This window comes from Thermoleptolyngbya sichuanensis A183 (assembly GCF_013177315.1).
Taxonomy (GTDB): Bacteria; Cyanobacteriota; Cyanobacteriia; order Elainellales; family Elainellaceae; genus Thermoleptolyngbya; species Thermoleptolyngbya sichuanensis.
In genome coordinates this window covers 1,411,813-1,427,068 of the sequence record NZ_CP053661.1, presented here as the reverse complement: position 1 = coordinate 1,427,068, position 15,256 = coordinate 1,411,813, and the positions used below count along the sequence as shown (strand labels likewise).

12 protein-coding genes are annotated in these 15,256 nt (G+C 55.9%); 8 read left to right on the top strand and 4 right to left on the bottom strand.

Features of this window, described 5'->3' with window-relative positions:
* Window positions 1-178 precede the first annotated feature (178 nt).
* On the top strand, window positions 179-1,147 hold the full coding sequence (locus HPC62_RS06105; protein ID WP_172358804.1) for a DnaJ C-terminal domain-containing protein: 969 nt from the start codon (window positions 179-181) through the stop codon (window positions 1,145-1,147).
* Window positions 1,148-1,160: 13 nt separating this feature from the next.
* On the opposite strand, the gene HPC62_RS06100 is transcribed toward HPC62_RS06105, so the two are convergent.
* Entirely contained in the window at window positions 1,161-2,207 is a 1,047-nt protein-coding gene (locus HPC62_RS06100; RefSeq protein WP_172354217.1) for an AI-2E family transporter, read from the bottom strand.
* 832 nt (window positions 2,208-3,039) lie between these two features.
* On the opposite strand from HPC62_RS06100, the gene HPC62_RS06095 reads away from it, so the two are divergent.
* The 3 genes from HPC62_RS06095 (at window position 3,040) to HPC62_RS06085 (ending at window position 7,326) form a co-directional block, all read left to right on the top strand.
* A complete protein-coding gene (locus HPC62_RS06095) occupies window positions 3,040-3,237 on the top strand; it encodes a DUF2949 domain-containing protein (protein ID WP_172354216.1) in 198 nt (65 codons plus the stop codon).
* 234 nt (window positions 3,238-3,471) lie between these two features.
* A complete protein-coding gene (gene ftsH4 / locus HPC62_RS06090; protein ID WP_172354215.1) occupies window positions 3,472-5,343 on the top strand; it encodes an ATP-dependent zinc metalloprotease FtsH in 1,872 nt (623 codons plus the stop codon).
* 1,167 nt (window positions 5,344-6,510) lie between these two features.
* Window positions 6,511-7,326 carry an SDR family NAD(P)-dependent oxidoreductase gene (locus HPC62_RS06085; RefSeq protein WP_172354214.1) on the top strand — a complete coding sequence of 272 codons (816 nt, stop codon included), beginning with the start codon at window positions 6,511-6,513 and terminating at the stop codon, window positions 7,324-7,326.
* A gap of 15 nt (window positions 7,327-7,341) precedes the next feature.
* Here HPC62_RS06085 and HPC62_RS06080 read toward each other — a convergent pair whose 3' ends face one another.
* Both HPC62_RS06080 and HPC62_RS06075 read right to left on the bottom strand, forming a co-directional pair.
* Complete coding sequence (locus tag HPC62_RS06080; RefSeq protein ID WP_172354213.1) at window positions 7,342-8,385, bottom strand: alpha/beta fold hydrolase; 1,044 nt, start codon at window positions 8,383-8,385, stop codon at window positions 7,342-7,344.
* Between the two features lie 31 nt (window positions 8,386-8,416).
* Window positions 8,417-9,430 carry a fatty acid desaturase family protein gene (locus HPC62_RS06075; protein WP_172354212.1) on the bottom strand — a complete coding sequence of 338 codons (1,014 nt, stop codon included), beginning with the start codon at window positions 9,428-9,430 and terminating at the stop codon, window positions 8,417-8,419.
* Between the two features lie 417 nt (window positions 9,431-9,847).
* On the opposite strand from HPC62_RS06075, the gene HPC62_RS06070 reads away from it, so the two are divergent.
* The 3 genes from HPC62_RS06070 (at window position 9,848) to HPC62_RS06060 (ending at window position 13,467) form a co-directional block, all read left to right on the top strand.
* Complete coding sequence (locus tag HPC62_RS06070) at window positions 9,848-10,993, top strand: ABC transporter permease (protein WP_172354211.1); 1,146 nt, start codon at window positions 9,848-9,850, stop codon at window positions 10,991-10,993.
* Between the two features lie 349 nt (window positions 10,994-11,342).
* Window positions 11,343-11,546, top strand: a complete 204-nt coding sequence (locus tag HPC62_RS06065) for a hypothetical protein (RefSeq protein WP_172354210.1) — start codon at window positions 11,343-11,345, stop codon at window positions 11,544-11,546.
* 451 nt (window positions 11,547-11,997) lie between these two features.
* Window positions 11,998-13,467 (top strand): alpha-amylase, encoded by a 1,470-nt coding sequence (locus HPC62_RS06060; protein WP_225906752.1) that lies wholly within the window; start codon window positions 11,998-12,000, stop codon window positions 13,465-13,467.
* Window positions 13,468-13,477: 10 nt separating this feature from the next.
* On the opposite strand, the gene HPC62_RS06055 is transcribed toward HPC62_RS06060, so the two are convergent.
* On the bottom strand, window positions 13,478-14,353 hold the full coding sequence (locus tag HPC62_RS06055) for an SDR family oxidoreductase (protein ID WP_172354208.1): 876 nt from the start codon (window positions 14,351-14,353) through the stop codon (window positions 13,478-13,480).
* Window positions 14,354-14,493: 140 nt separating this feature from the next.
* Between HPC62_RS06055 and HPC62_RS06050 the strand changes: the two genes are divergently transcribed.
* The gene (locus HPC62_RS06050) at window positions 14,494-14,922 is read left to right on the top strand and encodes a hypothetical protein (RefSeq protein ID WP_172354207.1); all 429 of its coding nucleotides are present in this window, start codon (window positions 14,494-14,496) and stop codon (window positions 14,920-14,922) included.
* Window positions 14,923-15,256: the final 334 nt, after the last annotated feature.

Sequence of the window (15,256 nt, the reverse complement as noted above, 5' to 3'; positions counted from 1 at the left end):
AGGACCCGCCCGCTGAAGCACCAACCGACGAAGACGAATCGCTAGACAAGCCAGAATATAACCGTCCCACGGGTCGCCCCAGCGACGACACTCCCCGTCGCCGCCCGCAAACTGGCGAGATTCCCCGCAGCCGGGGCATTTGGGATGAGGAAGAAGACGAATGGCTGTAGGAGACCGGATGCAGAATTTTCGGAATTACTATCAAATTCTCGGAATTCCCAAAACCGCCACGGCTGAGGAGATCAAAAAGGCCTATCGGCGGATGGCGCGGCAATATCACCCCGACTTGAACCCTGGCGACAAGGAAGCAGAGGAAAAGTTCAAGGACGTTGGCGAGGCCTACGAAGTTCTGTCGGATGCCAGCAAGCGGGCGCAGTATGACCAGTTCAGCCGCTTCTGGAAGCAGGGTGGCTTTCAGAGTGGCGCAACGCCCAAGTCCCGCAGTTGGAATAGCCGCACCGCCAGCCGCAGCCCCGACGAAGTAGACTTCAGCCAGTTTCGCGACTTTAACAGCTTTGTAGACCAACTGCTGAACCGCCGCAATGAGGAACCCGCCGCCCCGCGAACCCCACCGCGCGATCGCGATCCCTACCGCCCCGGCACTACCAAAACCACCTACACGGTTCCCCGCGCCACACCGCGCAACGCCGAAGCCCGGCTGACTGTGCCGCTGGAAAAGGCCTTTGCGGGCGGGCGCGAGCGGATTCGCCTGGAAGATGGGCGATCGCTCGAAGTAAATATGCCCGCCGCCATGCTCACTGGGCAAAAGATTCGCCTGAAGGGGCAAGGCGTGTCTGGCGGCGACCTGTTTCTCCGCATCGAAATCGCGCCCCACCCCTTCTATCAGTTGGACGGGGCAGATATCTACTGTCTGCTGCCCCTAACGCCCAGCGAAGCAGTGCTGGGGGGAGCGATCGAAGTACCAACGCTGGATGGGCCGGTGAAAATGGTGATTCCTCCCGGCGTGAAAGCAGGGCAAAAGCTGCGGCTGGCAGGCAAGGGCTATCCCATTGACGGCAAGCGCGGCGATCAGATCGTGGAAATCACCATCCAGGTTCCCAAAGACCTCAGTCCCCAGGAGCGCGAACTCTACGACAAACTGCGGCAAATTGAAACGTTCAATCCCCGCGCTGGATTGGGCGTTTAGTGGAATCGTTCAGTCAATAAAGCTCCTTGGGTTTCTCCGTCTGAGACAGGTCCAGGAGCGACTTCACAAACCCTGCGGTGGGCACGGCCATTAAAATTCCCAGCACGCCCGCCACCCTGGCCCCAATCAGCAGCGCCACGATGACCCAGGCAGGATTTAGACCCGTAAAGCGGCCAAGGAGACGGGGGGCGATCGCATTTTCAATCGCCTGATCCACCACAATCCCTACCGCTAGCATCTTTACACCCACCCAAAAACTGCCCAGCCCGACCAAAAAGCTGATCAGGCAAATGCTCAGCGGTGCGCCCAGCGGAATCAGCGTCATCACGCCCACCGCCAGACCAAACAGCAGCCCAAACGGCACTTGCAGCAGCAGGAAAACCGTAATCATCGACAGCCCCATGACCAGCGCCAGCATCGCCTGACCGCTGAAATAGTTGTGGAAACTCTGGCGGAGCGATCGCCTCAATGGTTCTCCCTGAGAACCCGGCAGCCAGCGGAGAATGCCGGCCCACAGCGTCTCACCGTGCAGCAAGAGATAAAACGTGAGGGCGATCGTGATTACAAAATCCAGCGCACTGCCCGCCAGCCCAATGCCCAACCCCAACACACCGCTGCTGAGCGGCTGAAGCTGGGCCACCAGCGCCTCCTGGAGCCGCGCCACAAAATCGATCAGGTCTACCGGAAGTCGTCTCGCTGTGGCCCAGCGCTGCATATCCTGAAACTGCTGGTTGCCCGATTCGATCCAGGCAGGCAGTTTGGTGACCAGCCCATTAATTTGGTCAAGGAGAATCGGAATCAGCGTGACCGCCAGCACCAGCAGCAGAAACAGGGTCGCCAGCAGCACCAGCAAAATCGCGCGATCGCGCGATAGCCCCCGCCGCTGAAGCCAGCGCACCGCATAGCTCAGCACAAATGCCAGCAGGTTCGCCCCCACAAAAATTGTCAGAAGCTGCCGAAAATAGTCCATCACCACCAGCAGCGCCCAGCCGTTTAGCACGACCAGCGGCAGCGCCAGTCCCCAGGTCACCCACCGAGGCAGATTATCAATCCATTTCATAAGGCTGGGCAGTCCTCAAGCACCATTGCTCAGTATTGATTTCAGTCAGGACTTACGCACTTGCGTAAGTTTTCTGGGTTTTGGACGATTTTTCGCGGGCTGCGCCCGCGAAAAATCGTCCAACTGCGTCAGTCCTAATTGATTGTGGAATTACGACAGACAGGGCTTACACGGTCAAATCATTCCCAGATCTCCACACGAACGCGCCGCTTTGCCAGCAATCAAGGAGCCTTGGAGAGTGGCTCAGTTCCTCCATCGTGAACCAGTGCGTATCCTGACAGATTCATTGCATCAATCATCCAACGTGTCTTAGAGGGTGTTTGAAAAGGTATCGCCTGTAATGTTAAGCACCCAGAGATCCCCCCTAGCCCCCCTTAAAAAGGGGGGAAACCGCCTTAAAATCCCCCTTTTTAGGGGGATTTAGGGGGATCTTGCACGCTTTGCTACAAACAGTAGGACTTTTCAAACATCCTCTTACAGCATTGTTGGGCCGGATGAGCCACACGCTCGTCGCCCAACAGAGGCATTTCACAGTGATTCCTGAACCAGCGTCAGGGCCATTCTCATTTTTGAGGCAGCCTATCCGCTACAGTCCGCCACAATCCGCTACAGTCCGCCACAATCTGAGAATGCCTGGACAGCCCCAGAAACAAGAATCCGCCCCATGAAATATCGACAAAGTTAAGTGAAGTAATCCTTTTGGTGGGGACGCAAGGTGAGATTATCGCTATAATCTTCAACATCAATCCTGAAAGATTGTTGCAAAAGTTAACAAAAAGACTACGTTTCTTCGTGTCACACACCCTAAATGGCAAATAATATGGCGAATACTATGACGAACGAATCCACAACTCAAGCCAGGCTGATTAAGTTTCTGCGGGAAGAACTCTCCATTCCAACCGAGTCAATTGCGATCGCCCTCAAACAGCCAGAGCAAGACTCGAACCTGCTGCCGATGATTTTGTGGCAATACGGGCTAATCACGCTAGAACAGCTCGACCGCATTTTCGACTGGCTGGAAACCGCCTGAGTTTACCGCCTGAGTTTAAAGATTTCCGTTTGACAAGTTCGGGTATTTCGCCATTTTGGGGGGCACATTCCGGTGTGCCCCTTTCCAGTTTCTATCTCTCAGCTTCTTCATAAACCTTTAAAATGAAGAAAGCTAGAGAATTTTTGTACTATCCGCTCCATGTTCTGAGTACTCTTCAATTCAAAGGTTTTTCTCTGGTTGTCCGTTCTGTCCGTCAATAAGGAGCATTATCAAATGCCGATTAAAGACCAGCCCAAAGTCCCGCGATCGCGCGTCATCGGCAACATTTTGCTGCTGGTGTCTAGTTTATTTTTACTAGCAAATATTCTCCTCCCTGGGCTGCTAGGGCCTCAAATTCCTCAGGTTCCCTACAGCCTGTTTATTCATCAGGTCAGCGAAGGCGAAGTCGCCCGCGCCTACATCGGCCAAGAGCAGATCCGCTACCAGCTTAAGCCCGTTCCTCCCGCAGAAGAGGGACAGATCCTGGCAACTACGCCCATTTTTGACCTAAAGCTGCCTTCGCTGCTAGAAGAAAACGGTGTCGAGTTTGCCGCTATCCCACCGCCGCGCAACGGCTGGCTGTCTAACATTTTGGGGTGGGTGATTCCGCCGCTGATTTTCGTAGCCATCTGGCAGTTTTTCTTGTCGCGAGGGGCGGGCGGCGGCAGCCAGGGCGTGCTGTCCATCGGCAAGAGCCGCGCCAAGGTCTACGTAGAAGGGGACGAAAACAAGGTCACTTTTGCCGACGTAGCGGGTGTAGAAGAAGCCAAAACCGAGCTACAGGAAATTGTTGAATTTCTGAAAAATCCCCGCAAGTTCACTCAAATCGGCGCACGGATTCCCAAGGGTGTGCTGCTGGTTGGCCCACCGGGAACTGGAAAAACGCTGCTGGCCAAAGCGGTGGCAGGCGAAGCAAGTGTGCCTTTCTTCAGCATTTCCGGGTCGGAGTTTGTCGAACTCTTTGTCGGCGTGGGTTCCTCCCGTGTGCGTGACCTATTCGAGCAGGCAAAGAAGCAGGCTCCCTGCATCATCTTCATTGACGAGCTAGACGCGATTGGCAAATCTCGCGCCACGGGCGGCTTCTACGGCGGCAACGACGAGCGTGAACAAACGCTAAACCAATTGCTGACGGAAATGGATGGCTTTAACGCGGGGGATCAGACAGTGATTGTGCTGGCTGCGACGAACCGCCCCGAAACCCTCGACCCGGCACTGCTGCGACCCGGCCGGTTTGACCGTCAGGTGCTGGTCGATCGCCCAGATTTGCAAGGGCGGCTGGCCATCCTGGAGGTTCACGCCAAGGACGTGAAGCTGGGCCCAGATGTGGATTTGAAGGCGATCGCCACGCGCACACCCGGATTTGCCGGAGCCGACCTGGCCAACCTGATCAACGAGGCGGCACTGCTGGCCGCCCGCAACGGCCGCGAAGCCGTTGCCCAGGAAGACATCGCCGAAGCCATTGAGCGCGTGGTGGCGGGTCTGGAGAAAAAGAGCCGCGTCCTCAATGACCAGGAAAAGAAGATTGTGGCGTACCACGAAGTCGGCCATGCGCTGGTGGGCGCAGTGATGCCCGGCAGCAACAAAGTGGAAAAAATCTCCATCGTGCCCCGCGGCATGGCGGCGCTGGGCTACACGCTGCAACTGCCGACGGAAGACCGCTTCTTGCTGAGCGAAGCCGAGCTATTGGGACAAATCGCCACGCTGCTGGGCGGACGCTCTGCCGAAGAAATCGTCTTTGGCAGCATTACCACTGGCGCATCGAATGACCTCCAGCGGGCCACCGACCTGGCCGAGCGCATGGTGACGACCTACGGCATGAGCAAAGTGCTGGGGCCGCTAGCCTATCAGCAGGGGCAGCAAAACAGCTTCCTGGGGGGCGAGATGAACCCCCGCCGCATGGTCAGCGAACAAACCGCCGAAGCCATTGACAAAGAAGTCAAGGATATCGTCGAAACCGCACACCAAAAAGCGCTTGACATCCTCCAGCACAATCGGGATCTGTTGGAAACCATCGCCACGAAGTTGCTGGAAACGGAGGTGATCGAGGGCGAAACCCTGAAAGACCTGTTGAGTCAGGTGAAAGCGCCAGAAGGAGCGATTGCCTAATCTTTAAACCGCAACCAACCACCTAAATTCACTTAGGCAATTCATTGGCAATTCATTGGGGCGCATCTGGGAAACCAGGTGCGTTTTTTTGCGACTAATTTTTTGTTTGTGGAAGAACAGCCCATCAAAAATTTCTGCGACTACAAACTATAAAGATTGCCCATCAGGAAGCGAACCCCAACCTGGCTTATTCTCAGAAACTGAGGGACACCCGTTGCAGCGGTGCGCTGGAGAAGAAGTCGAGCCATCGGCACATCGGCAGCACTGAGGGGCGATCGCCCTTCCTGAGCGCTAGTATTTCAAAATGTAAAGATTGCGGATTTTCCCTAATAAATGTTGCAGCCGCTTGATCCCGCTGCTAACGTGTGCATATCGACTGATGGATAGCGCTATTCCAAATGTTGATACTTTTCCGTTCTCAATAAATTTGCATCGCTCGATCAGTCACATCTGTCTAGAGTTGGTTCGAGATTCGTCCCATCATTCCTGCCGAAGGATCAGGAAAGTGCTGGAACTGGCATGAATCCATCTTCGTCCAGTTCTCAGAATCGACCAGGCTGTGTGTATTTTTCTTGACAAACTCTGTGCGTATGCTTTGGAACGTCATGACTCTAGCTGGTTCGTCAGCTTTGCAGGGCAATGCTCTCATCAATGCTTTGCAGCCGCGTCATCGCGTTCTCTGCTGGATTGATGAGATGGACAGTTCCCTTCAACGCTGGACTCAAGTGATGGATTCGGTAGCATCCGATTCTCATCCGGTTTATGGTCTGTCTCGCGTATCCAGATCGATTCCAAAATCAATTGATGAGGTTCAGGTCGCTTAGCCATCTCTCTTGGTTTCTCTGGCAAATTCTTGAACTATTCTTTGTGAACTTGTATTTGCGAACCTGTGTTTGCGAACTTCTATTTGCGAACTTTGTGAAATCTGCAAACGCTGGGCGCTGCCGCGCCATTCACCTGAACTTCATTCCAGGACATTCAGGATTCCCTGCTTCACTCGATTGCTTAACTGAGTAAGATAACTTCTCAGTTTCGGACTCCTTCAAGCTCCTGACTAAGCCCAAACTTCTGGCTAAACCGATTTGGATCACTCACTCGCCGCAAGCAGACCCGGCGCGATGGGTGGCGTTTGCTCGGCGGCGAGTCTTCAAGACTGGAGGCTTTGTAATGACGACGATTTACGGAAAGACTGCTCTAATTACCGGAGCCTCTCGCGGCATTGGACGGGCGATCGCCCTGGAATTTGCCCATCAGGGTGCAAAGCGGCTGCTGCTGGTGGCCCGCGATCGCCAGCGATTGGCCGAATTAGCCGACGAATTGCAAGAACTGGGCGTAGAGGCGATCGCCCTGCCGCTGGACTTGAGCCAGCCTGCGGAAGTCAGCATCGCCGTGGCCAAAGCGTGGCGCGACCACGGCCCGATTCACTGCCTGGTAAACTGTGCGGGCGTGGCGCATCAGGCCCCATTCCTGCAATCCCGCCTGCCCCAGGTGCAAGAAGAAATCGCCATCAACTTGGTCGGTATGTACACGATTACGCGCCTGATGGCTCGTCGCATGGTGGCCCAGCATGAAGGTACGATTGTCAACGTCTCTAGCCTCATGGGTAAGCTGGCCGCGCCCACGATGGCAACTTACTCGGCAACTAAGTTCGCCATTCTCGGCTTTACGCAGGCGCTGCGGGGTGAGCTGGCGGGGCACAATGTCCGGGTTGTGTCTCTGCTGCCATCCCTGACCGATACCGACATGGTGCGAAACCTCCGCTGGTTTCGCTGGATTTTGCCCATGACCCCAGAGCAGGTCGCTCAAGCACTCACTCGCGGACTATCGCGGGGCCGCAGCGAGATTCTCGTCGGCTGGCAGAGCCATCTCGCCCTTTGGGGACAGCGATTTGCGCCGTGGCTGATGGAAAAAGTGCTGCAATGGGCCGCGCCGCTGCCCCAGACCCGCTGGGAGCTTGGCAAACTGCGGATGATGCGCGGATAGCGGCTTCCGCTGGCATCAGCCATCTGTCAGCGCATCTGCTAGCGCGTCCGAAACTGCCTGACGGATAAACGCCTCGTCTGCCGGATTTTGATACGGATTCCCCGCCCGATGTCCCCAAATTGAAGGAATCGGGCGGAATTCTGCACTTGGAATCAGCCGTACCTCGGCTTCGCAGTTTTCTGGCGTGAAATACAGGTCGGTGGTGGCAGGCATTACCCAGGTTTTTGCTCGAATCGAACCCAGCGCCCTCTCATAATCGCCCTGATAGACCGGATTGTTGCCCACGTCGCAGCGCAGCCAAGTGTCAATCATGCTCAGCAAATTGTGCGGGTCGCGCTTGCGATAGCCCGCCTCCCAGCCGCGCAGCAAGTAATCCTCCAGCGAGGTGTAACCCAGTGGGTAATACAACCCTTCGCGGTAGAAAGCTTGCGACGCGGCCCAACTGGCGTAGATGCGGGCAAAGGCGCGAAAGCCGCGATCGGGAACCCCCTCAAAGCGATCGCCCGTCCAGGTGGGATCAGCCGTCAGCGCTGTTCGCAGGCTGTGCAAGAAAATCTGGTTGTGTTCCGTTGTGCGGGCTGTGCCGCAGAGCGCCACAATTCGCTGCACCCGTTCAGGATAGAGCGCGCCCCAGTGATAGGCCTGCTGCGCTCCCATCGACCAGCCGTAGACCAGTGCCAGGGTTTCCACGCCAAACACCTCGCGGAGCAACTGTTCCTGCGCCCGAACGTTGTCCCAGTGCGTAAACCAGAAGCCCGACTCGCTGAGTTTGCAATGGGGATCATTGCTGGGGGAACTGGATAGCCCATTGCCGAACATATTGGGAATGACAATGAACCAGCGCTCTGGATCGAGGATGCGATCGCGCCCGATCAGCCACTCAATGTCGGGGTGCTGTGCGCCGTAGGACGTGGGATAGAGGATGACATTACGGCGATCGCCCGCCAGCGTTCCATAGGTTTGATATACGACCTTCGCTTCCGGCAGCGTTGCGCCACACTGAAGCGTGTAATCTTTTATCACAAAGATTTGTGCATCGCCGTTCGCAGCAGCATTCATGGCAGAATTCTCGATCGGGTCACTGATTTAGCTATTCAGCAGCAGTTTTTAGAGCCGCGATAATGTTTTGGTTGACTCGAATGTAGCCCTTCTCAACGTATCTCCAGCGTTCTGACAAACGTTCATAGGCAGCCGGCAGCGCATGAAACGGAATCGAGGGATAGAGATGATGCTCTGCATGAAAGGGCATATTCCACATCAAGAGCTTAATGGGGAACGTGGTCAGCGTTGTTCGCGTGTTAGTAAACGGGTTGTCGTCGTTCGTGCAGCCGGTGTGTTCTGCCAGCAAAATGGCGCGGAGAATCGGCTGACCCACCGCCAGAGGCAGCACCCAGTAAAGGAAAACGGCGGCGGGATGTCCGAGGAGAATGGAGAGGGCGATCGCCCCTGCGTATACACCCAACTGCACCCGTGTCGAGCGAATTACGTCGGTATAGGCGCTCTCTGGCAAAAAGGGATAGTCCTGCACCTTTCCGGCGGCAATTTTCAGGTGCGTTTTCACCTTGCCAATCCACCAGGGAATCGCGCTCACTTCTAGCCAATAGTCGCGCCGGGTCTGCGGCTTTGGGTCGCTGAGTTCGGGGTCTTTGCCAGGAATTTGCGTGTAGCGGTGGTGCCATTTGTGATAGCGGCGATAGAACGTGCCGTTGTAAAACGACAGTAGCCCAGCCAACCAGCCGACGATATCGTTGAGCCGATTGTTGGCAAAGGCCGTCCGATGAACCGATTCGTGCATCGCTGCAAACATTGAGGCCAGGCTGAAACCGTAGACCACTAGCGCTGGCAGCGCCACCCACAAATTTAAATTTTGCAAATTTTGCAAATTTTGCAGATTTTGCATCTGCGTGGCCCAGAGTGTGCCGCTGACTGCCATCACGGCCAGATGCTTGCCCAATTGCCACAGCCCTTGCCACGTCGAGCGCTGGTTCAGCGCCGCGAGTTCTTCGATAGACAAGACCTGTCGGGCATTTGACGCAACCTCGCGGCAAGGGGCGATCGCACCCTCGACCTTGCCCAATTCCAGCGTTTCTTGTGAAAACCCCATGATCCCTGCCCTTTTAATGAATGGCTCAGATGAACAATTCAATGAACAACTCAGTGAAATTCTTGTAGGACTTACGCAGTTGGACGATTGCTCGCAGGCGCAGTCTTCAAGAAATCGTCCAAAACTCAGAGAGTTTAATCGCAAGTGCGGAAGTCCTATCTTGATAATTCTTGATTAGAAGATAGCGTCTAGACACGAACCTGACTTGTCATAAGACTTGTCACAAGACTAGTCACAAGACTTGTCACAACAAGTCATTACGCCCTTACTATAGCAGGTTGTCGCCACTTGTTGTAACAAGTTGGAAAATCCAATCGAGCCAGTGGACTGGGCAGAATCATCCCGATTTTCTAACCCCTAACCTCTCTAGGCTTGCTATATCATGGGGATTCAAAGGTTGTCCGAAGGGCAAGACGCATGAATTGGTGGCAAAAGCTCAAGAGAAACTCGCTGGCCCGCTATGGGGCGCTGGTGCTGCTGTTGCTGTATCTGGTGGCGATTGGGGCAGAGTTTTTTGCACCCTATGATCCCTACGTGTCGCAGACGGATGGCTCGCTGCTGCCGCCGACGCAGGTGTTTTGGCGATCGCCCCAAGGACAGTTTCTTGGGCCGCACGTCTATCCCACCACCCAGGGCGCGGTAGATCTAGAGACGGGCGATCGCCAGCTTTCGCGGGACTTTAGCCAGCCATCGCCGATTCGTCTATTTGTCAAAGGCGACCCCTACCGATTCCTCAACCTAAAGCTGCCGCTGCCGACGCGGTTTTCGCTGACCGATCCGCAGTTCCAGGAGAAGGAAATTTTGCCGGGAATTCCGGGCGATCGCCACCTATTTGGCACGGTTGGTCCCGGTCGGCTGAACCTGCTGGGCACTGACGAAGCAGCCCGCGACCAACTCAGTCGGCTCATTCACGGCAGCCGCATTAGCCTGTCGATCGGGCTGGTGGGGATTCTCATTTCCTTCCCATTGGGGCTGCTGATTGGCGGCATCTCTGGCTACTTTGGCGGCTGGACAGATTCCATCCTGATGCGCTTTGCCGAAGTGCTGATGACTATCCCCGGCATTTACCTGCTGATTACGCTGGCAGGGGTGCTGCCACCAGGATTGACCAATGCCCAGCGGTTTCTGCTGATTACCCTGATCACCTCGTTTGTCAGTTGGGCGGGGCTGGCGCGGGTAATTCGCGGGCAGGTCTTGTCAATTAAAGAACGCTCTTTTGTGCAGGCGGCGCGGGCGATGGGCGGGCGATCGCTCTACATCATCCTGCGCCACGTCCTGCCGCAGACCGCAACCTATGTGATTATCACGGCCACCCTAGCGATTCCCAGCTTCATCCTGGCAGAAGCCGTGCTGAGCTATCTGGGACTTGGCATTCAGCAGCCCGACCCCTCCTGGGGAAATATGCTGTCCCTGGCCAGCAATGCGTCGATTTTGGTGCTGCAACCCTGGCTGGTTTGGGCTCCGGCATTTCTCATCGTGCTGACGGTGCTGGCGTTTAACCTGCTGGGCGACGGGCTGCGCGATGCCCTCGACCCGCGCAACAGCAGCGATAGCAATGGCTGAACCCAAGAGTTAGAGAAACACCGAGAGAAACACCCAAAGAAACACCAGAAACACCCACAGAAACGCCTGCTGCTGGTAATCCTTAATACTTTTGAAAATATCGGCACTATGTTTTGTAGCACACTTTACAATGAAGTGCTAAGGAATCGCAGCGCACAGGCTTCGTTCGAGGCACCTTGACCCAAACCTGAGCGATCGCCCTAGTGGGTTTTGCCCATTGTTCCGCGCCTTGGTTAAAAGGCTAGGGAAAGGGATTTGGGCGATCGCCGCTGCTTCTCACTTATTCATCACTGAATAAAAGTGCCACCAAAAGTGCCGTCAAGGGTGCTGCCACAGAGGAAGGTTTACGATGACAATTCGAGGGTTTCGCCGCAAGCGCCGTACATCTCTGCCCACCGCAGAGCAACTGCTCAATTTAGGGCAAAATTTATCCCAAGGTCTGTCGATGGATGCGGTCGAACCGCGCACCGTTCCGCCCAAAACCAGCGACGAAGAATGGACGACCAAGCGGCTGATTCAGTTTAGCCAGAGCCTCAAAAATATTTGGGTGTAGAATACTTGGATATATGTAGATTGAGGTAGCACTGAGATCCAGTAAAGATCAAGTAGAGATCCAGCAGAGATCCAGCGCCTATCCCCACATCTGTAAATATCTAGCAGTCAATATTCAGCACTATCCAACCCCAGGCCGCCGCCCTCCAGCGTGTGGCTTTTTCTGCTTTCTGAGTAACCCCCTGACCGAATCTATGAAACAGACAGCCCACTGGCCAACAGGGCAGAATGGGGATGGCTAGGGCAGATTGAACATGAAGCTGGAATTTTTGCTGGAATTCTTGCTGAGATTCTTATTGCGGGAAAAATGCCCGCTTTTTGGGCACTCTGAGGGCATATCCATCAAGCATCTCGACCTTTTTACTAAATTCGTTTGTTTTGCACACGCTCATTTCAAAATGCGACATCCGTTTACCCTTAGTGCCTCTCTACTCGCGCTGACTGCACTGTTAATGACGGGTTGCGCCCGCCCCACAGGCCGAGCCGCTGCGGTCGAAGATGCAGAGATGATCAAATCACGCCCGTCCCAGGCGGTGATGGTGCATTTGTTTGAGTGGCGCTGGGACGATATTGCCCAGGAATGCGAAACGGTTTTGGGCCCAAACGGCTACGCCGCCGTGCAAATTTCGCCCCCCCAGGAACACGTCGTCTTACCTGAGCGGGGCTTTCCCTGGTGGCAGCGCTATCAGCCCGTCAGCTATCGGCTGGAAAGTCGCAGTGGCGATCGCGCTCAGCTTGCATCCATGATTCGCCGCTGCCATGCGGCCGGGGTCAAGGTCTACGCCGATGCGGTGATCAACCACATGGCCGGGGTCGAGCAGGGCATCGGCAGCGCCGGGTCAGTCTTTACCAAATACGACTATCCCGGCATCTACCAGCCACAAGACTTCAACGACTGTCGCCGCAACATCGAGAGCTACCAGAACCACGACGAGGTGACGGGCTGCGAATTGGTGGGGTTGGCTGATTTGAAAACCAGCACGCCCTACGTGCAGCGGCGGCTCGCAGAATACCTCGCCGATTTGGTCAGTTTGGGCATCGACGGCTTTCGGATCGACGCTGCTAAACACATCAATGCCCGCGACCTGGATGGCATTCTGACCCAGCTTGAGCAGGTCTTGGCAGAACAGAAAGCGGGCAAGACCCTGGCTGATCTCTTCATTTATCAGGAAGTGATCGACCCCGGCACCGAAGCCGTGAAAAAGGGCGAATACTATGCCTCTGGCGACGTGTTCGAGTTTGAGTATGGACGAGTCGTGAGCGAAAAGTTTGCCGGACTCGACGGGCAAACCCTGGCGCAGCTAGAAACATTGGGCGAGGGCTGGGGATTTGTCCCTAGCGAAAAGGCTGTGGTCTTCATCGACAACCACGACAAGCAGCGGGGTCACGGGGGCGGCGGCAACTACCTCACTTACAAGGACGGCCCGCTCTACGACCTGGCCAATGTGTTCATGTTGGCCCATCCCTACGGCAAGCCGCTGGTGATGTCGAGCTACGACTTTTCAGATGGCGACCAAGGGCCCCCCGCCGATGCCAAAGGCAACACGCGATCGCCCCTCAGCCCCAACGCTGCAACCTGCGCCGACGGCTGGATCTGCGAACATCGGCGATCGCCCCTGGTGCAAATGGTGCAGTTTCGCAACGCGGCCGGCGATGCGCCCCTGGTGGACTGGTGGAGCAACGGGCAAAACCAGATTGCCTTTGGGCGGGGCGATCGCGCCTTTGTGGTGATCAACCGAGAATCCCAGCCCCTCACCCACACCTTTCAAACCAGCCTGCCCCCCGGCCGCTACTGCGACCTGCTCCAGCCCAGTGCGTCCAACCCCGCCACCTGCGCCATGCCCATCACCGTTCAGCCCGACGGCCAGGCGACCTTCACCCTATCCGGCATGAGCGCCGCCGCAATTCGAGTCATGGAGTAGTAGAACCACCCTAAGCCAACGCCCGCAACTCCTCCAGCACGCCCCCCGGCGCATAGCCCAGGCTAAAGGCGTAGCTGCTATCCATCGACACATCCGGCGGGCGCGGGGCGGGCATGGGCACATCCGCCTGCTTGCAAGGGCTGATCAAGTCAGGGGAAAGACCAAACGCCGCCGCCATCCGTAGCCCAAATTCATAGCGAGACAGCCGCTCTGGCCCGCCCAGGTGAACCAGACCTTGAACCTTGTCGAGCGCCATCAGCAGTCCCTTTGCTGCATCGCGGCCGCTGATGGGCGTGCGAAACTCGTCGGTAAACAGGCGCAGCGCCTCACCATCGCGCAGCTTCTGCAAAAACGGCTGCAAGAAGCTAGGGGCCGTGGGCGCAGCGCCAAACATCAGCGGCATCCGGCAAACGGCAGCCTTTGGATAGCGGCTCAGGATTCCGGCTTCGGCTTCTGCCTTTTGCTCCCCATAAAGGCTGATGGGACAGACCGGATCGGCCTCGCGGTAGGGCGCGTGGTGTCCGTCGAACACCAGATCGGTGGAGGTGAAGGCAAAGGGAATGCCCGCATCGGCGCAGAGGCTAGCCAGGTTTAGGCTGGCGAGGACGTTAATCTGGCGGGACAATTCGGGCTGGGTTTGGCAGGCGTTGGGCTGAGACAGGGCGGCTGTGTGGATCACTGCATCCGGGCGAATCTCCTGGAATGCCTGCTGGAGGGCAGCACAGTCCGTGAGATCCAGCGCCAGCGTGTTCGCATCGGCAAAGGACACGGGCCGGGTTTGGTACGTGCCGTAGACCGTCCAACTGGCGCGGGTCGCCTGGTAGATATGCCATCCCAAAAAACCGCTGATGCCCGTAATGAGGAGGGTTTTGGGAGGCGTTGACATGGCAATAGATCCCACAGTCATAAGTTGGACAAGATACGATTAAGAGGATTCCGTGTCTGAAGCTGAGACAGAAGAAATTGAGACAGAAAGGACAGCGTATGGTGAAGCCAATGGTAAATCAGTTGGTAGATCAAGCTGCTATGAACCCGCTTGCTGGCGATCGCCCGTTTCCAAAACATTTCCGTTTTGCTGCGGCGGCAACCTGGGCGGGTGTATCAATCGCTTCTAGCCTAGCTGCATGGGCTAGTTTTGTCCCGCTTGCCCAGGCCCAAGAGCAGGCCCAAAATCGCCAGCCGTCTGCTTCGATTCCCGTCCAGATTGAGCTTAGCCCAGCGTCTCCAGCAATTTCTGACCCGCAGGGCTTTCCAGCATTGCAACCGCTGACCCCCGTGCCCGCTCCGTCCAGCGATGCTCATTCGGATGCCATTGGACAAGACTCCATTGGACAGATCGACACTCAGCGTCCTGTGCTGCCCTTTTCCGATGTGCCACCCGACCACTGGGCCTACGAAGCGCTACTATATCTTTCCACAGGAGGGCGATCGCCCCGTTCTGTCCCTCAACCATAACTCCGCTGAGAAGTTACTTTGAGGCGTTCCTGATGACGTTCCGCTTGGATTCCGTCTGGAAGGTTTCGATTGCGTAGCAAAACTTGATTTTTGGCATCCTTTTTGTTTGAAAACTTAACGCCTTTCCCATACTCAATTCCCGCTCCAGAGACCTACCCTGGATGTTGATACACCGCTTGCACAAATGCTGCGAGCGGTGTTCAGTTTCTAAAATCTTTGGCTGAAATCTTTGCCTGAAATCCCTAACAGATTGGCTGGCAGATTGCAACCTCATTCGAGGCAGGTTCGCAGCGTTTACCCTGCCTTAAAAGTTCGGTTTTATCAAACTCTAAAC